The following is a 22330-nucleotide window of genomic DNA, read 5'->3' on the forward strand; positions in this document are numbered from 1 at the left end:
AGGTCAGCGAGCGTAGTACTCGACGACGAGCTGGACCTCGCACTGCACGGGGACCTCGGCGCGCTTCGGGCGACGCGTGAGGATCGCGCTCAGCTTCTCGAGCTGGACGTCCAGGTAGCCCGGGACGGCCGGGAGGACGTCGCGGTGCGCGCCCGCGGCGGCGACCTGGAACGGCGTCGTCGCCTGGCTCTTCGGCTTGACCTGGAGGGTCTGGCCGGGCTTCACGCGGAACGACGGGCGGTCCACGATCTTGCCGTCGACGAGGATGTGGCGGTGCGTGACCGCCTGGCGCGCCTGCAGGATGGTGCGGGCGAAGCCGGCGCGCAGCACGAGCGCATCGAGGCGGGTCTCGAGGTTCTCGACGAGCGCCTCACCGGTCAGACCCTTGTCCTTGCGGGCCTCCTCGTACGCACGCGCGAGCTGCTTCTCGCGGAGCATGTACTGGGCGCGCAGACGCTGCTTCTCGCGGAGACGGACTGCGTAGTCCGACTCGGTGCGGCGGCGGGCGCGGCCGTGCTCACCCGGGGGGTAGGGGCGCTTCTCGAAGTGCTTGACGGCCTTCGGGGTGAGGGCGATGCCCAGGGCGCGGCTCAGGCGGACCTGGCGGCGCGAGCGCTTGACAGACGTCACAGCGGTATCTCATTCCTGTCGTGTATGAACTGACGTCACACCTGGTCCCGAGGAGTCGGGTCCGGGTGCGGGACCAGCCGATGGACCACGTGCCTCTCCGAGGGAGAGACGGTGGGTCGGGGCCGAGGTCCCAGGTGGTCGCCGTGAAGGCAACCTGAGAAGTCTACCGCACCACCGAGGGCGGCGATCCCCGGCAGGTCAGCGCGCCGGCTCGTCCTGCGCCAGGATGTCCCGGATCCGCCCGAGGCGGTCGGAGACCTGGCGCTCGTAGCCGCGGTCGGTCGGCGTGTAGTACCGCGACCCGACGAGCGTGTCGGGCAGGTACTGCTGCGCCGCGACGCCGTGGGGCGCGTCGTGCGCGTACCGGTACCCGGTGCCGTGCCCGAGCTGCTTCGCGCCCGGGTAGTGCGCGTCGCGCAGGTGCGTCGGGACGGACCCGGCCTTCCCGGCGCGCACGTCCGCGAGCGCCGCGTCGATCCCGAGGTAGGCGGCGTTGGACTTGGGCGCAGTCGCGAGGTGCACGACGGCCTCCGCGAGGACGATCCGTCCCTCGGGCATGCCGATGAGCTGGACGGCCTGGGCGGCGGCGACGGCGGTCTGGAGCGCGGACGGGTCGGCCATGCCGACGTCCTCCGCGGCGGCGATGACGATGCGCCGGGCGATGAAGCGCGGGTCCTCCCCCGCCGCGATCATGCGCGCGAGGTAGTGCAGGGAGGCGTCGACGTCGGAGCCGCGCATCGACTTGATGAACGCGGACACGACGTCGTAGTGCTGGTCGCCGTCGCGGTCGTAGCGCACGGCGGCGACGTCGACGGCGCGCTCGACGGCGTCGAGGTCCACGCTCACGGGACCGACCGAGGCACGGTCCGTCCCGGGCTCGCCGTCCCCGTCGGCCGCCACGTCCTCCGAGGCCGCTGCGGGCACCGGGACCGGGGCGCCCGAGAGCGCGGCGCCGGCCGCGGCCTCGAGCACGGTGAGCGCCTTGCGCGCGTCACCGCCCGCGAGGCGCACCAGGTGGCCCTCCGCCTCGTCGGTGAGCGCGACGAGGCCGCCGAGCCCCCGGTCGTCGGCGACGGCGCGGCGCACGAGGGCGCGGACGTCGTCGTCCCCCAGCGGCTGGAGCGTGAGCAGCAGCGAGCGGGAGAGCAGGGGCGAGTTCACGGAGAAGCTCGGGTTCTCGGTGGTCGCCGCGACGAGCGTGACCCAGCGGTTCTCGACGCTCGGCAGGAGCGCGTCCTGCTGGGACTTGGAGAAGCGGTGCACCTCGTCGATGAACAGGACGGTCTCCTCGCCGCCGGTCGCGAGGCGGCGGCGCGCGTCCTCGACGACGGCGCGCACGTCCTTGACCCCGGCGGTGACGGCGGACAGCTCGACGAAGCGCCGGCCGGACGCGGTCGCGATGAGGTACGCGAGGGTCGTCTTGCCCGTTCCGGGCGGGCCCCAGAGGATGACCGAGCCGGGCGCGGCCCGGCCGCCGGACGCGTCCGACTCGATGAGCCGCCGCAGGGGCGAGCCGGGCACGAGCAGGTGCGCCTGGCCCGCGACCTCGTCGAGGGCGGCGGGACGCATGCGCACGGCGAGCGGGGCCCCCGGTCCGGGTCGCGGCGTGCCCTGCGCGCCGGAGGTGGCGGCACCGAAGAGGTCGCCGCCGAACAGATCACCGGTGGACATGCCCCGAGCCTACGCACCGCCGCCCACGCTCCCGGACGCCGCCGGTGTGGGGAGGTCGGGTGAACGTCGTCCACAGCGTCGCGAGGGATCTGACACGCGGCGCGGGTGGATGGGATGCTGGCGCTCGTGTTCTCGAGCCTCGGTCGTCGTGTCGCCCGTCATCCCCGCCTCACGGTCGTCGTGTGGGTCGTCCTCACCGGGCTCGGGTTCGCGCTCGCGCTGTTCGGCGTGCACGGCGAGAGCGTGTTCGACCGGGTGACCACGGGGGCGCCCTCCATCCCCGGCTCGGACAGCGAGCGCGCGACCGAGGTCCTCGCCGAGAACGACGAGGGCGGTCCGGAGATCACGCTGCTGGTGAGCGAGGTCGACCCCGCGGACGCGCAGGTCGTGGAGGCCATGACCGCGGTGAACGCGGACCTCGTGGCGATCGAGGGCGTGGACACGGTCATCAACCCGTACGTGATCCCCGGTGGGGTCGAGGACCCGGCCGCGCAGTCGCTCGTCGCGAGCGACGGGGACGGGTTCCTCACCGTGGTGACGCTGCGCACCGACCTCGACGCCGAGCGCACGGACGCCGTGGCCGACCGCGTCGTCGAGCAGCTCGAGGCGGTGCCCGGCGTCCTCGCGGAGGCCGCGCCGGACGCGGCCGGGGACGCGACCGGCCTCGTGGGCTCGAACGCGCTCATCGTCGACGCCATCACGGGGCAGGTCGAGGAGGACCTGACGACGGGCGAGAAGGTCGCGCTGCCGGTCGCGCTGCTCATCATGGTGCTCGTCTTCGGCGGATTCCTCGCCGCCGCGATGCCGATGGCCGGGGCCGTCGCGTCCATCGGGACGGGGCTCGGGGTGCTGCTGGGCCTCACGTACGTGCTCGACGTCGACGCGTCCGTGGTCAACGTCGTCACCCTGCTCGGGCTGGGGCTCTCGATCGACTACGGGCTGCTCGTCGTGTCGCGGTTCCGGGAGGAGCTGCACCGCCTCATCGAGGCCGGCGACGACCCGGCGCTGCGGCGACGGCGCGGCGACGGCGTGGTCCACGCGGCGCTGATCCGGACGATGGAGACGGCGGGCCGCACCGTCGCGTTCTCGGCCCTCGTCGTCGCGATCTCGATCGCCGGGCTCATGGTGTTCCGCCCGGACATCCTGCGGTCCGTCGGCGCGGGCGGTCTCGGGGTCGTCCTCGTCGCCGTGGCGACGGCGCTCACGCTCGTGCCCGCGCTGCTCGCGTTCTCTGGCCGCCGCCTCGCGAAGCCCGGCCTCCTCGGCCGGATCCCCGGCCTGCGCCGCGTGCTCGCCCGGACGGCGGACGTGCAGTCCGACGAGGGCGCGTTCTCCCGGCTCACGGCGCGCGTGCAGCGCCACCCCGTGTGGGTGCTGCTCACGACGGTCGTCGTGCTCGTCGTCCTCGCTCTGCCCGTCCTCGGCCTGCACATGCGCAACTCCGGCATCGAGCTGCTCCCCCAGGGCTCCCCGCAGCGCGAGTTCGTCGACGAGCTCGCCGCGCAGTACCCGTCGAGCGAGAGCGCCCAGGTCGTGGCCGTGGTGGACGCGAGCGTCGAGGAGGCGCAGGCGTGGGCCGACGAGGTCGCCGGGCTGGACGGCGTCGCGAGCGTCGACCCCGCGGCACCGCTCGGCGACTACGCCGTCGTCGGCGTGCACGTCGACGCGGACGACGCCGGCGGGCCGGAGGCGGTGTCGGTCGTGCGCGAGGTGCGGGCGACCGACAGCGCCTTCGACGTGTGGGTCACCGGGCAGGCGGCCGGGCAGGTCGACTTCCTCGACGCGCTGGGCGAGCACGTGTGGTGGGCCGTCGGGATCGTCGTCGGCGCGACGCTCGTCCTGCTGTTCCTCATGACGGGCTCGGTCGTGGTGCCGGTCAAGGCGCTCCTCACGAACGCGCTCTCGCTCGCGGCCTCGCTCGGCGTGCTCGTCTGGGTCTTCCAGGACGGGCACCTGGAGGGCCTGCTCGACTTCTCCTCGGTCGGGGGGATCGAGACGTACGTGGTCGCGCTCGTCGTCGCGTTCGCGTTCGGCCTCGCCATGGACTACGAGGTGTTCCTGCTCGCGCGCGTCAAGGAGCTCTACGACGCCGGGCACCCCAACGACGAGGCGGTGCGCCTGGGGCTCCAGCGCTCCGGCCGGATCATCACGTCCGCGGCGGCGATCATCATCGTCGTCTTCGCGGGCTTCGTCTTCGGCGACCTCCTCGTCATCAAGGAGGTCGGGTTCGCGCTCGCGGTCGCCGTGCTCATCGACGCGACGATCGTCCGCCTGCTCCTGGTGCCCGCGACGATGACGCTGCTCGGCCGCTTCAACTGGTGGGCGCCCCGCCCGCTGCGCTGGGTGCACCGCAAGCTCGCGATCACGCACTGACGGGCACGCGTCCCTGCGAGCAGGCCGGCCGCCCGTTACCGTGGCAGCGGCAAGGACCGGTCGTCGCGAGGGGGACGCATGACGGACGAGGCCCGCACCGCGGTGATCGTGGAGGACGACGCGGACATCCGCGACCTGCTGCAGACGGTCCTCGGCCAGGCCGGTTTCACCACGTCGGCGGCCGCGACCGGGGTCGAGGGCGTCGAGCTCGTGCGGCGGACCGACCCTGTCGTCACGACGCTGGACCTCAGCCTGCCGGACATCGACGGGTTCGAGGTCTGCCGGCGGATCCGGCAGTTCTCCGACACGTACGTCGTCATGCTGACCGCCCGCGCGGACGAGATCGACACCCTGATGGGGCTCGAGGCCGGCGCGGACGACTACCAGACGAAGCCGTTCCGTCCGCGCGAGCTGCGGGCCCGGGTCGAGGCGCTGCTGCGCCGCCCGCGACGCGAGCCCCCCGGCACAGTCGCTCCTCCCCCGAGCAACAGCCCGGGCACGCGGCCCGGCGCCCTCGGCGCGAGCGGGCTCTTCCTGGACGTGCCGCGCCGCACCCTCACCGTGGACGGCGCCGAGGTCCATCTCACGCGGAGCGAGTACGACCTGGTCGTCGCGCTCGTCGAGGCGGCGGGCCGCGTCGTGAGCAAGAACGACCTCGTGCGGGTCTTGTGGGGCGACGAGTACGACGCGGGGACGTTCGTCACCGACGCCGACCGCCGCAGCGTGGAGGTCCACGTCGCGAACCTCCGCAAGAAGCTCGGGGACGACCCGGCCGCACCCCGGTGGTTCCGCACGGTGCGGGGCGTGGGCTACCGGTTCGACCCGCCGGCCTGAGCGGCGCGGGTCGCCGGGGGCGACGCCAGGAGCCCCGAGACACGGGTCCGTGTCCCGCTCGCCGCGTCGCCCAGCGCGCGGAGCGCTCGCGAGGCGACCTGCGGCGGTGCGGCGACCGGCAGCGCCAGCATCCGGTCGGCCGCCGCAGCGAGGTCCTCTGCACCCGCCATGACGGACGTGCAGCGCAGCGCGAGCAGGGCGGTGCGGGCCCCGCGGTCGTCACCACGGTCCACGGCACGGGCCACGGCCTCCACGCGCGGCCCGACGAGCGAGAGGTACGTCGCGTAGAAGCGCCGGACGGCCTCGGTGTCGCCGTCGAGCTCCGCAGCCATCGACGTCCACGCCGTGCGCAGCGCGCTCACGCGCGCAGGCCGTGGTGACGCCGCACGAGGCGCCGGAGCATGAACAGCGTCTGCACGACGGTGACGACCCCGAGGACGGGCCAGCCGACGGCGAGGACCACGGACCGCGCGTCCAGCGGGAGCGTCGTCCACATCCAGGCGACCGCCGCGAGGCCCACCACGGCGACGACCAGCGGGCTCAGGTAGGCCCAGCCGCTGCCACGCTCGGCCTTCGCCTGCGCCGCCCAGTTGTCCGTGCGGGACCGGGAGAGGAACTTCGACCACGCCCGCACGAAGTGCCCGACGCGGATCCACATGTAGAGCTCGGCGGGGACGAGGGTCGCCGCGAACAGCACGTCCCGCCAGGTGCGGTCCCGCATCGACGCCGCGATGCGCACGTTGAGCGCCATCGCGACCACCGGCGGCACGAGCCAGATCGGCGAGAACTCGAACGCGTGGATGCTCAGGGCGCCGGCGAGGAGAAGGCCGAAGAGGATCCGCGTCGTCGCGTTGACGAGCATGCCGATGTTCTCCATCCACCGCAGACGCAGGTTCGGGTGGAAGGGCTGACCGCGCGTGTCGCCGCGCTGCCCGGGCCACATGAGGTCGATCGCCCCGTAGTTCCACTTCACCTGCTGGCCGTCGAGGGCCCGGAGCGTCGTCATGCCGCCGACCGTGGCGCGGGCCGTGGCGGAGATCTTGGTCGAGTATCCGAGCGACTTGATCTGGAGGCTGAGCAGCGAGTCCTCGACCTCGGAGTCCGAGACCCACGGGTCGCGCTGGTGGTGCGCGAGCATCACGGCCTCCAGGGCCGACATCCGGAACAGCGACGCCTGGCCGCCCAGCACGGCCATGTTCCGCCCGCGCAGGAGGTTCTGCATGTTGAACGCCGCGAACTGGGCGCGCTGGCCCGTGAGCAGGAACCGGCGGAGCGGGCCGCGCGGCGTCACGTTGTCGACGGTGTAGATCGCGGAGATCCCGCCGATGCGCGGGTCGGACGACATCTCCGCCTCGAGCCGCTCGACGGCGTCCTTGGCGAGCACCGTGTCGCCGTCGACGCCCAGGAAGTAGTCCGCGCCGCGCACCAGGCGGAAGCCATAGTTGAGCGCGCCGACCTTCTTCTCCGCGAGCGCCCCCAGGTCGTGCACGTAGACGCGCGTCGTCTGCTCGACGCCGCGACGGACGACGCGGTGCTCGCCGGCGAGCTTGGACGCCTTCGCGAACGTCCTGTCGCTCGTGTTGTTCACGACGACGTGGACGACGTCGGGCAGGCGCGTCTGGCGCAGCAGCCCCTTGAGCACCGCCTTGATGGTCCCGGCCTCGTTGTACGCCGGGATGACGGCCCCGATCGTCGAGCGCCGCACGGGCTCGTGGACGACGATCTCGTCCGCCGTGAACTCGTAGCGGTCGAGCTCCGTGCCGAAGGGCACGGCCGAGGGGACGGTGGTCGGTGCGGTGTCGATGAGCAGTGCGGTCATGAGGGCCCCCGTCGAGATAGTTACGGATTCAACGAGATCGATCCTGCGGGGCGACCCGCGTCGGGGGCTCGGGCTCCCCGCAGGGGAACCTCAAGGTCTGCTCAAGATCCCCGGGCGACGTCGTCGCCGTGCTGCGCGGCCTCGTCCGTGCTCCCCCGTGCGGTCGCCCGGGCACGCTCCACGGTCGCCCAGAGCTCCGCCGGCGCACCCGACGCCACGCCCTCGCCCACGTCGAGCCCGAGCACCTCGCCGCCCAGCGCGAACGGCCGGTCCACGAGCCGCCCGCGCAGCGTGCGGAGCCACAGTCCACGGACGACCTCGTCGTCCTCCGCGAGCACGACGACGACGCCGGGCTCGCGGCCGTCGGTCGCGACGAGCGCGCCGACGGGCGCGGTCTCGAGCGCGACGTCAGCGAGGTGCCGACGCGCCCGCTCCGGGCCCGGCGGACCGTAGGCGTCGCGGAGCGCCCGGACGTCACGGAGCTCCAGGGCGACGACGACCAGCTCCCACCGACCCGCTCCACCGTGCTCCGTCGCACGCACCGCCACCGCGCGCTCCAGACCAGCACGGGTCCGGGCGCCGCTGCTCGGGTCGAACTGGGCATCCCCCAGCTCCGCCGTCTCACGGGTGCGCAGCGCGATCATCGCGAACGCGCCGACGACGATGAGCACGAGGTTGACGAGGGTCGTCGTCGCCGTCCCGAACCACCGGACGAACGGCTCCGACGTCGGGCCGCCCACCGCGTACACCACGGCGCGCACCGCGTAGTACGAGCCGGCCACGGCGCACGCGGCCCCGAGCGCCCTGGCCTCACGCGCGCCGGCGCTCCCCGGGCCGAGCAGGGCGACCGCCGCGAGCACGGACCAGGCCGCGACCCCCACGAGGTAGGCGAGCGCGCCGGCCCACGGTCCGGCGTCGGGACCGGCGACGATCGCGGCCAGCGCCACGAGGCCCGCGGAGGCCCCGACGACGCCGAGCGCCGGGTCGTGCCCCGATCGCGCGCGGGCGCCGGACCAGATCGATCCGAGGGAGACCACGAACGCGGCGTTCCCGAGCGGTACGGCCCACCACAGGGCGGGGCTGCTCGCCGCGAGGTAGGCGAACGTCGTGACGACGGCGGCGACGAAGGTCAGCGTCCAGCACCGGTCGACGACGTCGGTCCGGTCCCGTCGCCACATCTCGAGGACGAAGAGGCTGCCCACGACCACGATGACGACCGGCGACACGACGAGCACCGTCGTCGGGTCCAGCCCTGTCACGGTGCGGTCCCCACGACAGGGAGCCGGACGCGCGCGACGGTGCCCTGCCCCGGCGAGCTGAGCAGCTCGATCGACCCGCCGTGGGACTGCACGATCTGCTGCGAGATGTGCAGGCCGAGCCCCGTCCCGTGGCGCGGCCCGTTCCGCACGGCGCCCGCACGGTAGAACCGGGTGAAGACGTGGCCGAGGTCGGCCTCGTCGATCCCGAGGCCGTCGTCCGCGACGGTGAGCACGAGCTCGCGGCCGACGGGCTCGACGGCGACCCGGACGCGCCCGCCCGCGTCCGAGTACTTCACGGCGTTCGAGAGAAGGTTGTCGACCACCTGGCGCAGCCGCGCCCGGTCGCCGACGACGGCGGGTGCGGGGTGCTCGCCGGTCAGGCCCGGGTCGGCGTCCACGGACACCTTCGCACCGCTCGCGATCGGACCGATCGCACGCACCGCGTCCAGCACCACGGCGCCGAGGTCGACCGGGGCGCGCTCGAGCACGAGCTCCCCGGCTCGGGTGGAGGCCGCGGTGAGCAGGTCGTCGACGAGCACCAGGAGGCGGTCCGCGTTGCGCTCGGCCACGACGAGGCGTTCGCGCACGACGTCGGGGAGCGCAGGGTCGTCGACCGCGAGCTCGAGATGGCCGACGATCGAGGTCAGCGGGGTGCGCAGCTCGTGCGAGGCCGCCGCCACGAAGTCCTCCTTGAGGTCGAGCGCGGAGACCTGTTCCGTGAGGTCCTCGAACGTGACGACCGCCAGCCGCCCCGAGCCGCCCGTCTGGTGTCCCTGGAGCTGGACGACCGACACGCGCAGCGCCCGGCGGCCGGTGGGCAGCGGCCACCAGCCGACCTGGCCGCGGACCTCCTCACCGGCGATCGCGCGGTCGAGCGCACCGGGGACGATCGGCTCGCCGTCGAGCGTCGTCGGCCGGACGTCAGGCAGGGCCGCCCGGGTGGCGCCGGCATGGAGGGCGCCGTCCGTGGCCTCGACGACCAGCCGGTTCGCGAGCACCACCGTCCCGTGCTCGTCGAGCAGGACGATGCCCACCCCGACCGTGCCCACGACCGCCTCGAGGAGCCTCCGCTCGGCGCTGAGGTCGTCCGCGGCGCTGCGCAGGAGCCGCCCCTGACGCTGCAGGAGGAGGCTGCGCGCGTCCGAGCGTCGCTGGATGGCGCCGACGGACAGCGCGACCGCCGTGAGGACCACCGGGACGAGGACGACCCGCGCCGCCTGGCTGCTCGTCATCGTCGGCAGGGTGAGCGCGGACGGTATCCAGGCGACCGCGAACCCGCCGACGACGCCGAGCACGACACCGGTGCGCCCGTGGCGCTGCGCGAGCCAGAGCACGGGGAACACGGCGAGGAGCGTGAGCGGGGCCCCCGCTCCGACGAACAGGCCGGTGACCAGGAGGTCCAGCACCGCGACGGCCAGCTCGCACCGCGGGGGAAGCCGTTGCCACGGCACGAGGAGCGTGAGGGCGACCGTCCCGGCGAGCACCACCACCGCCAGGACGAAGGGGGTCGAGAGCACGACGGTGCGGTCGTACACCGTCAGCGCCACCGTCGCGAGACCGGACGTCGCGACGAACGGCAGGTTCACGACGAAGAGCGCGCCGACGGGGCGACCATCCGAGCGCGAAGAGCCCCCCGCCATCCCCCCTGCGTGCATGCGCCGAGACTAACGACGCCGCCGGAAGGTCGCCCGTCCTCACGCCCGTCCTCGCGTGTCGACGGCGCAGGGCGCCTCGCCCGGAACGGGTGAGGCGCCCTGCGTGACGTGCTGGGAGCGGGCTACGCCTCGCCCTCGGCGTCGTCCTGCGGCGCGGCGGGCGTCGCGTCGACGCCCGCCTCCTTGCGCTGCTCGGGCGTGATCGGCGCGGGGGCCTGCGTGAGCGGGTCGAACCCGCCGCCCGACTTCGGGAAGGCGATGACGTCGCGGATCGAGTCCGACTTCGTCAGCAGCGCGACGATGCGGTCCCAGCCGAACGCGATCCCGCCGTGCGGCGGCGCGCCGAACTTGAACGCGTCGAGGAGGAAGCCGAACTTCTCCTGCGCCTCCTCGGGCCCGATGCCCATGACCTCGAACACGCGCTCCTGCACGTCACGGCGGTGGATACGGATCGAGCCGCCACCGATCTCGTTGCCGTTGCACACGATGTCGTACGCGTAGGCGAGCGCCTCGCCCGGGTTCTGCTCGAACGTGTCGACCCAGTCGGGGGTGGGCGACGTGAACGCGTGGTGCACGGCGGTCCAGGCGGAGTGGCCCAGGTCGACGTCGTCGTCCTCGCCCGTGGGCTTGAACAGCGGCGCGTCGACGATCCAGACGAACGCCCACGCGTCCTCGTCGATGGCCCCCGTGCGCTTGGCGATCTCCTGGCGCGCGGCGCCGAGCAGCGCGCGCGAGTCCGAGGTCTTGCCCGCGGCGAAGAACACCGCGTCGCCCGGCTGCGCGCCGGTCGCGTCGCGCAGACCCTCGCGCTCGGCGTCGGACAGGTTCTTGGCGACCGGACCGGCGAGCGTCCCGTCCTCCTGGAACGTGACGTACGCGAGCCCGCGGGCGCCGCGCTGCTTGGCCCACTCCTGCCACGCGTCGAACTGGCGGCGCGGCTGCGAGGCCCCGCCCGCCATGACGACGGCGCCCACGTACTCCGCCTGGAACACGCGGAACGGCGTGTCCTTGAAGTAGTCCGTGAGCTCGACGAGGGGGTTGCCGAAGCGCAGGTCGGGCTTGTCCGAGCCGTAGAGGCGCATGGCGTCGTGGAACGTCATGCGCGGGATCGGCGTCGGGATCGTGTAGCCGATCAGCTCCCACAGCGCGGCGAGGATCTTCTCCGCGAGGGCGATGACGTCGTCCTGCTCGACGAAGCTCATCTCGACGTCGAGCTGCGTGAACTCGGGCTGGCGGTCGGCGCGGAAGTCCTCGTCGCGGTAGCAGCGCGCGATCTGGTAGTAGCGCTCCATGCCTGCGACCATGAGCAGCTGCTTGAAGAGCTGCGGCGACTGCGGCAGCGCGTACCAGGAGCCGGGCGCGAGGCGCGCGGGTACGAGGAAGTCGCGCGCGCCCTCGGGCGTCGAGCGCGTGAGCGTCGGCGTCTCGATCTCGACGAACTCCTCGGCGTCGAGCACGCGGCGCGCGGCCTGGTTGACCTTGGCGCGCAGGCGCAGCGCGTGCGCGGGCGCGGGCCGCCGCAGGTCGAGGTAGCGGTGCTTGAGGCGCGCCTCCTCGCCGATCGTCTCGGTGTCCGCAAGCGCCGTGGAGACCTGGAACGGCAGCGCCTCGGACGTGTTGAGCACGACGACGTCGCTCGCCACGACCTCGATCTCGCCCGTCGGCAGGGACGGGTTCTCGTTGCCGTCGGGGCGGCGCGAGACCTCGCCGGTCACCTGGAGGACGAACTCGTTGCGCAGCGGGTGCGCGACGGCCTCGTCGCGGATGACGACCTGGGCGATCCCGGAGGCGTCCCGCAGATCGATGAAGGCGACGCCGCCGTGATCGCGCCGACGGTCGACCCAGCCCGTGAGGGTGACGGTCTGACCGGTGTGCTCGGCCCGCAGTGAGCCGGCCGTTCGGGTGCGCAGCACGGAGGGTTCCTTCCAGGTGGGCGGTGGGGGTCGCGCTCCCGGGGGCGGTCGCGCGTCCGGACGAGTCTAGTGCGGGCGGGCGGGCGGCTCGACCGGATACCGTGGCGGTGCCGCCGCGCCCCCAGGGCGCCGCCCGCGTCGCGCGTCCGGAGCTCGCGTCCGGGCCGGCGGCACCGGCGTGCGCCGACCGGCCCGCTGTCCGCACGAGTGAGGGGTGACCCCGTGGCACGCACCATCGCGACGAACCGGCGCGTCGAGCGCGACGAGCTCGAGCAGTTCCTGCGCTCCCGCCACGACGGCGTGCTGGTCACCACCCGCGCCGACGGCCGGCCCCAGCTCAGCCCGGTGACGTACGGGGTCGACGACGCGGGCCGGATCGTGGTGTCGACCTACCCGGAGCGTGCGAAGGCGGTCAACGTGCGCCGCGACCCGCGCGCGTCGCTGCTCTCGCTGGGCGAGCGCTTCTCCGACCCGTGGGTGCAGGTCGACGGTGAGGCCGAGGTGATCGACCTGCCGGACTCGGTCGAGCCGCTCGTCGACTACTACCGCTCCATCAGCGGCGAGCACCCGGACTGGGACGAGTACCGCGAGGCCATGGTCGCGCAGGGCAAGTCGCTCGTCCGCCTGACGATCACGCGCTGGGGTCCGGTCGCGACGGGCGGCTTCCCGGCGCGCCTCGCGGACGGCTGACGGTCCCGGCTGCGCGGCGGCGTAGCGTGCCGACCATGCCGATCACGCTGTGCGTCCTGCTGTGGCCCACCGAGGGCAGTGCCGACCTGCTGAGCCGGTACGAGGACGACGTCCTCGCGCTGGTGCCGGTCCACGGCGGCCGGCTGCTGTCGCGCGTGCGGGCGCTGCCCGGCCAGGACGCGGCGCTGCCGACCGAGGTCCAGGTCATCGAGATGCCCGACGACGACGCGCTCGCCGCGTACATGGCCGACCCCGCCCGCGTGGCGCTGGCCGACGTCCGGGACCGCGCCGTGGCGCGCACGGACATCGTCCGGGTCGTAGCCGTGCCGGATCGCGACACGTCCACCTGACTCGCCCGCCGGACGCGACGCGGACCGCTGGCGCGGCTTCGCCGGGCCCGCGTCGACCAGGTCGGCGTCGCCCCGACCCCGTGTCACCCCGGTCAGAACAGGACCTGCTCCGCTCCCCCGCCCACGACGTCCAGACCCCCGCCGTCGACCGGCATGCCCGCGAGGGCGCCGGCGTGACCGCGCCCGTCGGGCTCCGGAGGCAACCCGGCGAGGCTCCCGGTCGGGTAGGCGCCGTCCGTCGGCGGTCCCGCGTCGTGGTGACGGTCACCGAGACCGCCGAGCTCGCCCCGGCGGTACCGGCCCTCGACGCCCGTGGGCCCGCGGTGCCCGGAGACGGCGAAGCCGCGCGCCTCGAGCATCGGGCGCACGCGGTCCCACAGCCACGACCGGTAGGCCTTCGAGGCGTACGTGCCGCGCGCGTAGACGCGCTCGTACCCGGGCACGAGCTGCGGGTGCTCGCGCGCGAGCCAGCCCATGTACCACTCGCGCGTGCCGGGCTTGAGGTGCAGGGGCAGGACGGTGACACCCGTCGCGCCCGCGTCCTTCACCGCGTCGAGCAGGTCGGTGAGCGCGCGGGTCGAGTCGGTCAGCCAGGGCAGGACGGGAGCGACCATGACGCCGCACGGCAGCCCGGCCTCGCGGACCGCCCGGATCAGGTCGAGCCGGGCGCGGGGCGACGGCGTGCCGGGCTCGACGCTCGCCTGGAGCGCCGGGTCCAGCAGCGCGAGCGAGACGCCGATCCCGACCTCGACGCGCGAGGCGGCGTCGGCGAGCAGCGGCAGGTCGCGGCGCAGGAGCGTCCCCTTGGTGAGGACGGACAGCGGCGTGCCGGACCCGGCGAGGGCGTCGATGATGCCGGGCATGAGCCGGTAGCGGCCCTCGGCCCGCTGGTAGGGGTCGGTGTTGGTCCCGAGCGCGACCGCCTCGCGGCCCCACGACCGCCGAGCGAGCTCGGCGCGCAGCACGTCGTCGACGTTGACCTTGACCACGACCTCACGGTCGAAGTCCTCGCCCGCGTCCAGGTCCAGGTACTCGTGCGTGGGCCGCGCGAAGCAGTTGTGGCTCACGACCCCCGCCGCGACGAAGTCGCGCGTGCCGGTCGTGATGTCGACGAGGTCGGTCTCCTCTCCCGGACCGTCGAGGGCCTCGAGGGAGTCCACGCGCAGCGCGTCGCCGCCGGTCACGTCGCGCCCCTCGAGCGCGACCGCGCCGTCCGCGAGCGCCGCGGCGCCCGGGCCGACGAGCACGTCGCCGAGGGCGAGGTGGGCGCGGCGGCCCCCGCCGCCGACGACGTGGCGCCAGCCGCGTTCCGTGAGGAACCGGTGGTCGCCGCTCGCGACGAGCCGTGTGCCGTCGGCGAGCGTCACGCGGTAGGCGCGCTTGCGGGTGGTCCAGCGGTCGAGCACACGCGTACGCACGTACCGCCGGTAGGCGCCGTGCGGCGCGGTCCCCATGATCTCGTCGCCGACGCGCAGCTCGCCGATCGGGCGCTGGGTGCCGTCAGCCAGGAGCACCGGCGTGGTGGGAGCCAGGCAGTAGGAGCACGCGTGGCTGCACCCCCGGTACGGGTTGACCGTCCAGCGGAACGGCATGCGCGACATGGCCGGCACCTTGGACAACGCGCTCTTGGCGGTCACCTCGTGGAAGGTGATGCCGGCGAACTCCGGCGTGCGCACGCTGCGCACGAGGCCGACGCGCTCCAACCCCGGGAGCGCTCCGTCGTCCGCGCCGATCGCCTGTCCGTCCCACCGCACGAGAGCATTCGAACAGGTGTTCGATTGCGTGTCAAGGTCGCTCGGACGTGGCGCGTTCCCCGCGAGGTCCACCGCCTCACACGGGGCCGCACCGGCCTGTCCGCTACCCGCTCCGTGCTGTCACGGCGCCGTCACGGCGCGTCCTCCGCAGCCCACGCCATGAGCAGGCCCAGGTTCGCGAGCGGGACGTGGTGGCCGATCCGCGGGTGGTCGAGCGTCACGCCCACGACGCCGGCCGCGCCGAACGACGCGACGTAGTCGATCGCGTCCGGCACCGGCACCGCGAGCAGCGGTACCGCTGCGCCCTCGCCGACGACGCCCAGCGCGACCGCGGCCTCCCGCGCCCGGTCGGCGCTGCTGTAGAGGCAGACCATCGGCCCCTGTGCCGCGCCCACGGCGTACGGACGGGGCCGGTCCTCGGGTCCCCGCGCGATGAAGAACCAGGTGTCGAGCCGCGTCGTCTGCCGCCACAGCGCGATCTGCGCCGTCGTGTCTCCGGCGGGCGCGGACCGGACCGCCTCGTCGAGACGGTCCAGCTCCGCGACCGCGGCGGGGTCGTTGTCCCTCGTCATGCCGCCACGCTCTCACGCCCTGCCACGCCGTCCCGCGGGCTGAGACGCCGGGATTGTCGAGAGCGCACGAAGGCCCTAGGGTCGGGCCCGAACGCCCCCGGGGAGCGCACGAGCGCTGAGAGTGCAGGCCGGACACCCGTCCCCCCTGCAGACCCGTGGAACCTGATCTGGTTCGTACCAGCGAAGGGAGCAGGGCCGACGTCACCGTCCCCTGCGCGCTCGTGCCCGCGCGCCCCGCGCCCGGCCGTGCGCGCGGGCCGAGGCGGTGACGCGCCGTCGTGCACCCCTCGCCCCGGGGGCCCGACGGAGGGAACCGCATGGCCGAGCCCCGCACCACCCCGCAGCAGACGACCCCGGGCGCCGCCCCTGGCGCTGTCGTCGGGACGACCGACGACCCGACCACCGGGACCGCAGGCCACGTGCTCCCCGCGACGCCCCCGCCTGCCGCGCGCCGGCGGGGCCTGACCCTGCACGAGACGGTGCTGATCGCCGTGCTCGGCGTCGTCTTCGGGTTCGTGTACTGGGCGTTCGTGCAGCTCTGGGCCCCCTTGCAGCTCGCGATGGGCCCGCTCGCGGACCTCGCCGCGAACGTCCTCGCGGGCGCGTGGATCGTCGTCGGCCCGCTGGCCACGTACGTCGTGCGCAAGCCGGGGGTCGGCATCCTGGCCGAGACCCTCGCCGCGCTCGTCGAGGTCGTCTTCCTCGCCTCCCCCGCAGGGCCGCTCCTGCTCGTCGTGGGCCTGGTCCAGGGCCTCGGCGCCGAGCTGCCGTTCGCGCTCACGCGCTACCGCCGGTTCGGCTGGTGGGTGTTCGTCGCGTCCGGCGTGAGCGCCGCGCTCGTCACGTTCGCGTTCAACGCCGTGCGCTTCGGCTGGCTCGGGCAGGACTACGCGATGCTCCGGCTGGGTGTCCAGGTCGTGTCGTGCGTCGTCCTGTGCGGCCTCGCAGCCCGCCTCCTGGGCGACGCGCTCGCGCGCACCGGCGCCCTCGACGCCTTCGCGATCGGCGCGGCCCGCCGTGGCTGAGCGCGCCGCCCCCGACACACCCGAGGCCGCCCCTCGGGACCCCGCCACGGCCGACGCCGTCACAGCCGACGCCGTGACCGTGCGCCTCGGGCACCACGGCGCCCGGGTGCTCGACGCCGTCGACGTCACGGTCCCGGCCGGGACGAGCCTCCTCGTCCTCGGCCCGTCCGGCTGCGGGAAGTCGACCCTCCTGCGTGCGCTCGTCGGCGTCGTCCCGCACACGCTCCCGGGCACCGTCGCGGGCGGGCTGCGCGTCGCCGGGCTCGACCCGCGCGAGGTGCCGCCGCCCGCGCTCGCCGCCCGCGTGGGCCTGGTCCAGCAGCGGCCCGGCGACCAGCTCTGCCTGGCGCACGTGGACGAGGAGCTGCGGTTCGCGCTCGAGAACCGCGGCGCCGACCCCCGCACCATGGACGACCGTGCGACCGCCGCGCTCGCCGCCGTCGGCGCCGCGCACCTGCGCGACCGCCCGACCCACGCCCTGTCGGGCGGTGAGGCGCAGCGCGTCGCGGTCGCCGCCGCGCTCGTCGCCGACCCGGAGCTCGTCGTCCTCGACGAGCCCACCGCGCTCCTGGACCCCGCTGCCGCGCACGACGTCGGGGCGCTCGTCGCCGGCCTCGCCCGGACACCCGGGCCCGACGGCGAGGCGTCGCCCGCCAGGCTCCCCCACCGCTCCGTCGTGCTCGTCGAGCATCGCCTGGACGACCTGGGCGCGCTGCCCGGCGCCACCCTGGTGCTGGGCCGCGAGGGCCGGGTCGTCGCGCACGGCCCCACGCACCGCGTCCTGCGCGAGCACGCACGCGACCTCGCCGACCTGGGGTGCTGGCTGCCGCTCGCCGTCCGCCTGGAGCAGGCGGGTGCCCCGGGGCCGCTCGGCTCCCCGGCGACCGACGGGTGGCTGGTCGATCTCGCACGGACGTCGTCCGCACCCCCGACGAGCTCGGGCCGGGACCCGGCCGGGCTTGCGCCGGGCTCGGAGCGTCCGGTCGCGCTCCGGGCGCGCGGGCTCGCCGTCCACCGGGGCGGCCTCACCGCGGGGCGCGCCCGCCGGACCGGGCACCCCGTCGTGCGCGACGTCGACCTCGACGTCCGCGTGGGCGAGGTGCTCGCCGTCGTGGGGCCCAACGGGGGCGGCAAGTCGACGCTCCTGCGCGGCCTGGCCGGGCTCGAGCGCACCACGGGCGTCGTCGTGACCGCGACGGACGATCCCGTCGCGATGGTGTTCCAGGACCTCGAGCACCAGCTCGTCGCCCGCACCGTGCGCGAGGAGGTCGCGTGGTCGGCACGGCTGGCCCGCCTCGCCGACCTGGAGGCTCGCGTCGAGCGGACGCTCGACGCGTTCGGGCTCGCTCACCTCGCCGACGCGAACCCGTACCGGCTCTCGGGCGGCGAGCAGCGCCGCCTGTCGCTCGCGACGGCGACCGTGCTCGACCCGCCGGTCCTGCTCGCCGACGAACCGACGTTCGGCCTGGACCGGGCCCAGGCCGCCGCGGCCGCGCGCGTCCTCCGCGACCGGGCGGACGCGGGCGGCGCCGTGGTCGTCGTCTCGCACGACCTCTCGCTCGTCGCGGCGATCGCCGACCGGGTCGCCGTGGTCGTGGACGGCGCGCTCACCACGGTCGCGGAGCCGTCCGCGGTCCTCGCCGACGACGCGCTGTGCGCGCTCGCGGGCCTGCGCCTCCCCCCGCTGCTCGACTGGTGGGCACGGACCGGCCGTGCGCGCGGCGTCGACCCGGGCACGCTCGTGCGCGCCCTCGACGCCTGGTGCGACGCAGCGCACAGCGCCGTCCCGACGGCCGGAGGGGCGTCCGCCCTGGAGCCCGGGGTTCGCGTCCCCGCGGAGGTGGCCCCGTGACCGCACGCTCTCCGTCCGTCCTCGAACGCTGGAACCCGACGGTGAAGGTCGCCACCGTGCTCCTCCTGTCCACCGGCGCGCTGCTCGTCACCGACCCGGTCACCCCCACGACGGCCTGGCTGCTGACGGTCGCGGCCCTGCTCGCGCTCGGCCGTGTGCCGGTGCGCACGCTCGCGCTGGCGCACGTCCCGTTCGTGGTCTTCGCGACGAGCCTCCTCGTCGTCAACGTCGTCACCCGGCCGGGCGGCGACGCCGTCGAGCTCGGGCCGCTCACCGTCGGCGCGGACGGCCTCACGATCGGTGCCGCGCTCGCGCTGCGCACGCTGTTCGTCGGGGCGCTGTCGCTCGTGCTCGTCCTCACGACCGACCCCGTGCGTCTCATGACGAGCCTGCACCAGCACGCCCGCCTCCCGGCGACCTGGACGTTCGCGGTGCTCGCCGCGCACCGGCTCCTCGCCGAGCTCCCCGACGCCTGGCACACGATCCGCTGCGCCCAGGCGGTGCGCGACCCACGGCGACGTCGCGGCAGGCTCCCCCGCTCCCCGCGGTCGCTGGGCGCGGCGGCCTTCGCCCTCCTCGTCGGGGCGGTGCGCCGGTCCGAGCGGCTGACGGTCGCGCTCGAGTCGCGCGGCCTGGGCTCCGGCCCCCGGACGATGTCGCGCCCCGTGCCCCTGGGCGTGCCCGACGTCGTCGCGGCGGGCGCGGTGCTCGCCCTCGCCGGGGCGCTCGTCGCGATCGGGGTGCTGGCGGGGTGGGTCACGGGGATCGGCGCGCTCACCGCCTGAGGAAAGCGCGGCGGGCGGACCCGGCAGCGCGTCCTCAGGCGGGCTCGACCACCGCTCCCTCGGCCGGGACGCCGAGCGCGACCGCGCCGGTCCGGCCGTCGCGGCCGCGCTCCCGGAAGGCGCGGAACGCGAGCGGCACGCCGCGCGCGACGTGCGCGTCGGGGCCGTCCATGGCCTGCACGTGCACGTGCGGCTGCGTCGAGTTCCCCGAGTTCCCGCACCGGCCCATGAGGTCCCCGGTCGTCACCCGTCGGCCGGGGCGCACCGCGACCGACCCCCGGCGCAGGTGGGCGAGGACCACGAAGGCGTCCGGCGCGTCGAGCGCCAGCACCACGTGGTTGCCCGCGAGCGCCGCGCCGCCCGCGCGCGCCCGGGACGCCTGCGTCAGCGCGTACCCGAGCAGGGCGGACGGCGAGCGCCGGGCCTCGTGGTCGGGCTCGCCGTCGTGCACCGCGACGACGGTGCCCGGGGCGGGGGCGAGGACGGGCAGGCCGAACGCGAGGAACCGCTCCGGCCGCTCGGTGCCGAGAGCGGTGCGCCAGTCGCGCACGTCCGCGGTGCGGCGTCCGCGGACCGCGACGAAGTCGATCGCGTACGTCGTCGCGAACAGGTGCGTCCCGTGGCTCGGGACGCGACGAGCGGGGCTGTTCTGCACGAGCCACGTGCCCGCGAAGGGAAGCGCGAGCTCGACCGGTCCGGTCACGTCGCCTCCCCTCGCGTCCGGCTGGCGCGGTCGCCGGAAGTTCAGCCGGCCGCCGGCACCACGCGCGGGAAGCGGTCCTCGGCCGGCGGCTCCCACGTCGCGGGGTCGGCGTCCACCTGCTCCCCCGAGCGGATGTCCTTGACCTGGTCCGGCGACCGGGTCCCGTCCTCCTCGGCACGCCCCGGGAACCAGACGAACGGGATCCCGCGACGGTCGGCGTAGCGGATCTGCTTGCCGAACTTCGCGGCAGCCGGCGCGACCTCGACCGGGACACCCCGCGACCGCAGGGCGGTCGCGACGGCGTCCGACACGTCGCGCGTCTCCTCGCTCGACACCGCGACGACGACGGCGCTCGGCACGGAGCGCGTCGCCCGGACCAGGCCCGCGGACAGCAGGCGCGAGACCAGGCGGGACACGCCGATCGACAGGCCGACGCCGGGGTAGGTGTTCGCGCCGTCGGACGCGAGCGTGTCGTAGCGGCCGCCCGAGCAGATCGACCCGAGCTGCTCGTGGCCCACGAGCACGGTCTCGTAGACGGAGCCCGTGTAGTAGTCGAGGCCGCGCGCGATCTTGAGGTCGGCGACGACGACGCCCGGGGCACGCACGCTCGCCGCCTCGATCAGGGCGCCGAGCTCGCCGAGCCCGGTCTCGAGGAGCTCGTGCTCGACGCCGTGCTCGGCCGCGAGCGCCCGCACGCGGTCGACGACGCCTGTGTCGCTCCCGCTGATCGCGGCGAGGGCGAGGCAGGCCTCGGCCTGCTCGGTCGTGGCGCCCGCCTCCGAGACGAGGAGCGCCGCGACCTTCTCGGGGCCGATCTTGTCGAGCTTGTCGATCTGGCGCAGCACCTCGTCCACGGCGTCGATCCCCAGGCCGCGGTAGAAGCCCTCGGCGACGCGGCGGTTGTTCACCAGGACGCGGACCTCGGGCACGCCGATGTCGCGGAGCGCGCCGAGCGCCTCCGCCATGACGAGCGGCAGCTCGACCTCGTAGTGGTAGGGCAGCTCGCCCGCACCGACGACGTCGATGTCCGCCTGGGTGAACTCGCGGAAGCGCCCGTCCTGGGGGCGCTCACCGCGCCACACCTTCTGGATCTGGTAGCGCTTGAAGGGGAAGGCGAGGTGCCCGGCGTTCTCGAGCACGTAGCGCGCGAAGGGGACGGTGAGGTCGAAGTGCAGGCCGAGCTGCTTGTCACCCCTGCTCGTGGCCTCCGCCTCGCCGGCCTCCTCCTGGAGCCGGCGCAGGACGTACACCTCCTTGGACGTCTCGCCCTTGCGCAGGAGCTGGTCGAGCGGCTCGACCGCGCGCGTCTCGATCCCGCCGAACCCGTGCAGCTCGAACACCCGGCGCAGGGTGTCGAGGACGTGCTGCTCGACGATCCGACCGTCGGGGAGCCATTCGGGGAAACCGGAGAGGGGTGTGGGCCTGGCCATGGGTCAGATCTTCCCAGACACCGGCACGCAGGTCCGCATCGTCCCGCCCGACGGACGCGCGCGGGGGGCGTGTCAGCCCGCGAGGAACGGGTTGGTCGCGAGCTCGCGCGCGACCGTCGTCGCGGGGCCGTGGCCGGGCAGCACGTCCCAGGCGGGGTCGAGGCGCGCGACGACGTCGCGCAGCGTGCGGGCCATCGTCGCGCCGTCCCCGCCCGGCAGGTCGGTGCGACCGACGGACCCCGCGAAGAGGACGTCGCCGCTGAGCACGATCCCTGCGCCCGGCTCGCCCACGAGGTAGAGGGTCGATCCCTCGGTGTGGCCCGGTGCGCCGACCGCGCGCAGCACGAGGTCGCCCCAGCGCAGCTCCCCCTCCTCGCCCGCGGTGACGTCGAACGTCTCGACGCGCGCGGGCTCGCGGTAGTCCCCTGGACGGGCACCGGCCGCGGCGAGCGCCGCACCGAGCGGACCGGAGACGAGCGGACGCTCGCCCCGGTCGCCGGCGGGCGAGGCGTGCTCGAGGCTGCCGAACGGGTCGGCGACCCGGTACGCGTCGGCGGTGTGCAGGACGACGGGCACGTCGAACCGGTCCGCGAGCGCCGCCGCGTCCCAGGTGTGGTCCACGTGCCCGTGGGTAGCGAGCACGGCCCGCGGCACGAGGCCGGCCGACGCGACGTGGGCGGCGACGTCGTCGGCGGTCCCGGCGCCCGCATCGACCACCACGCAGTCGCCGCTCGGCACGCTCACGACCGTGCAGTTGGTCCCGAAGACGGGCGCGACGACGACGTGCAGCGTCACCGCGGGGGCGTTCGACGCGTCGTCGGGCGAGCGTGGGGGTGTCGTGCCGGAGGGTCGGTCCACGCGCCCGAGAGTAGCCCGCGGAGCCTCGCCGGGTCGCCGTCCGCGGGCTCGGGACCCGCGGGGCACCCGGCCGGTCGATACCGGACCGTGACCTGCGCACGGCAAATCCACCCGCCACCAGGGCGCTCGGTGCCTAGACTGTCCCGTACCGACCGCG

General features: G+C 74.9%; 19 protein-coding genes and 1 riboswitch. Of the genes, 7 read left to right on the forward strand and 12 right to left on the reverse strand.

The features are described from left to right. Positions 1-3 precede the first annotated feature (3 nt). Complete coding sequence (gene rpsD, locus ACFVN3_RS09870; protein ID WP_047234514.1) at positions 4-630, reverse strand: 30S ribosomal protein S4; 627 nt, start codon at positions 628-630, stop codon at positions 4-6. Positions 631-828: 198 nt separating this feature from the next. Continuing rightward, the gene (locus ACFVN3_RS09875; RefSeq protein ID WP_378232631.1) at positions 829-2301 is read right to left on the reverse strand and encodes a replication-associated recombination protein A; all 1473 of its coding nucleotides are present in this window, start codon (positions 2299-2301) and stop codon (positions 829-831) included. A gap of 114 nt (positions 2302-2415) precedes the next feature. On the opposite strand from ACFVN3_RS09875, the gene ACFVN3_RS09880 reads away from it, so the two are divergent. Further along, positions 2416-4674 (forward strand): MMPL family transporter, encoded by a 2259-nt coding sequence (locus ACFVN3_RS09880; RefSeq protein ID WP_378232788.1) that lies wholly within the window; start codon positions 2416-2418, stop codon positions 4672-4674. 78 nt (positions 4675-4752) lie between these two features. Then, the gene (locus ACFVN3_RS09885) at positions 4753-5508 is read left to right on the forward strand and encodes a response regulator transcription factor (RefSeq protein WP_378232632.1); all 756 of its coding nucleotides are present in this window, start codon (positions 4753-4755) and stop codon (positions 5506-5508) included. Here ACFVN3_RS09885 and ACFVN3_RS09890 read toward each other — a convergent pair. The 5 genes from ACFVN3_RS09890 to aspS form a co-directional block, all read right to left on the reverse strand. After that, positions 5484-5870, reverse strand: a complete 387-nt coding sequence (locus tag ACFVN3_RS09890) for a hypothetical protein (RefSeq protein ID WP_378232634.1) — start codon at positions 5868-5870, stop codon at positions 5484-5486. The genes ACFVN3_RS09885 and ACFVN3_RS09890 overlap by 25 nt on opposite strands. Further along, on the reverse strand, positions 5867-7327 hold the full coding sequence (locus ACFVN3_RS09895) for a glycosyltransferase family 2 protein (protein ID WP_378232635.1): 1461 nt from the start codon (positions 7325-7327) through the stop codon (positions 5867-5869). Before ACFVN3_RS09895 ends, ACFVN3_RS09890 begins: the two co-directional genes overlap by 4 nt. A 101-nt stretch (positions 7328-7428) precedes the next feature. Further along, positions 7429-8586 (reverse strand): hypothetical protein, encoded by a 1158-nt coding sequence (locus tag ACFVN3_RS09900; RefSeq protein ID WP_378232637.1) that lies wholly within the window; start codon positions 8584-8586, stop codon positions 7429-7431. Beyond that, positions 8583-10241: a sensor histidine kinase gene (locus tag ACFVN3_RS09905; RefSeq protein ID WP_378232638.1), complete on the reverse strand. Its 1659-nt coding sequence runs from the start codon at positions 10239-10241 to the stop codon at positions 8583-8585. The genes ACFVN3_RS09900 and ACFVN3_RS09905 overlap by 4 nt, the downstream gene beginning before the upstream one ends. 122 nt (positions 10242-10363) lie before the next feature. Beyond that, positions 10364-12154, reverse strand: coding sequence for an aspartate--tRNA ligase (gene aspS / locus ACFVN3_RS09910; RefSeq protein ID WP_378232639.1), 1791 nt, complete (start codon positions 12152-12154; stop codon positions 10364-10366). A 222-nt stretch (positions 12155-12376) separates the two neighbouring features. Between aspS and ACFVN3_RS09915 the strand changes: the two genes are divergently transcribed. Together ACFVN3_RS09915 and ACFVN3_RS09920 are read left to right on the forward strand one after the other, a co-directional pair. Then, a complete protein-coding gene (locus tag ACFVN3_RS09915; RefSeq protein WP_378232640.1) occupies positions 12377-12844 on the forward strand; it encodes a PPOX class F420-dependent oxidoreductase in 468 nt (155 codons plus the stop codon). A 35-nt stretch (positions 12845-12879) separates the two neighbouring features. After that, entirely contained in the window at positions 12880-13194 is a 315-nt protein-coding gene (locus ACFVN3_RS09920) for a hypothetical protein (RefSeq protein WP_378232641.1), read from the forward strand. A 92-nt stretch (positions 13195-13286) separates the two neighbouring features. Here the strand turns inward: ACFVN3_RS09920 and ACFVN3_RS09925 are convergent, their stop codons facing one another. Together ACFVN3_RS09925 and ACFVN3_RS09930 are read right to left on the reverse strand one after the other, a co-directional pair. Next, positions 13287-15020 carry an Rv2578c family radical SAM protein gene (locus tag ACFVN3_RS09925; protein WP_378232642.1) on the reverse strand — a complete coding sequence of 578 codons (1734 nt, stop codon included), beginning with the start codon at positions 15018-15020 and terminating at the stop codon, positions 13287-13289. Positions 15021-15079: 59 nt separating this feature from the next. Next, a complete protein-coding gene (locus ACFVN3_RS09930; protein WP_378232643.1) occupies positions 15080-15520 on the reverse strand; it encodes a hypothetical protein in 441 nt (146 codons plus the stop codon). Between the two features lie 88 nt (positions 15521-15608). After that, positions 15609-15728, forward strand: a riboswitch (TPP riboswitch). Between the two features lie 109 nt (positions 15729-15837). On the opposite strand from ACFVN3_RS09930, the gene ACFVN3_RS09935 reads away from it, so the two are divergent. From ACFVN3_RS09935 to ACFVN3_RS09945, 3 genes are all read left to right on the forward strand, one after another. After that, positions 15838-16545: an ECF transporter S component gene (locus tag ACFVN3_RS09935; protein WP_378232644.1), complete on the forward strand. Its 708-nt coding sequence runs from the start codon at positions 15838-15840 to the stop codon at positions 16543-16545. A gap of 73 nt (positions 16546-16618) precedes the next feature. Continuing rightward, the gene (locus ACFVN3_RS09940) at positions 16619-18397 is read left to right on the forward strand and encodes an ABC transporter ATP-binding protein (protein ID WP_378232646.1); all 1779 of its coding nucleotides are present in this window, start codon (positions 16619-16621) and stop codon (positions 18395-18397) included. Continuing rightward, positions 18394-19182, forward strand: coding sequence for an energy-coupling factor transporter transmembrane component T family protein (locus ACFVN3_RS09945; RefSeq protein WP_378232648.1), 789 nt, complete (start codon positions 18394-18396; stop codon positions 19180-19182). The genes ACFVN3_RS09940 and ACFVN3_RS09945 overlap by 4 nt, the downstream gene beginning before the upstream one ends. A gap of 34 nt (positions 19183-19216) precedes the next feature. Here the strand turns inward: ACFVN3_RS09945 and ACFVN3_RS09950 are convergent, their stop codons facing one another. The 3 genes from ACFVN3_RS09950 to ACFVN3_RS09960 form a co-directional block, all read right to left on the reverse strand. Beyond that, positions 19217-19885: a M23 family metallopeptidase gene (locus ACFVN3_RS09950; protein WP_378232649.1), complete on the reverse strand. Its 669-nt coding sequence runs from the start codon at positions 19883-19885 to the stop codon at positions 19217-19219. A gap of 41 nt (positions 19886-19926) precedes the next feature. Further along, positions 19927-21315, reverse strand: coding sequence for a histidine--tRNA ligase (gene hisS / locus ACFVN3_RS09955; RefSeq protein WP_378232650.1), 1389 nt, complete (start codon positions 21313-21315; stop codon positions 19927-19929). Between the two features lie 72 nt (positions 21316-21387). Then, positions 21388-22173: an MBL fold metallo-hydrolase gene (locus ACFVN3_RS09960; RefSeq protein WP_378232651.1), complete on the reverse strand. Its 786-nt coding sequence runs from the start codon at positions 22171-22173 to the stop codon at positions 21388-21390. Positions 22174-22330 lie beyond the last annotated feature (157 nt).

This window comes from Cellulosimicrobium sp. NPDC057862 (assembly GCF_042797035.1).
Lineage (GTDB): Bacteria > Actinomycetota > Actinomycetes > Actinomycetales > Cellulomonadaceae > Cellulosimicrobium.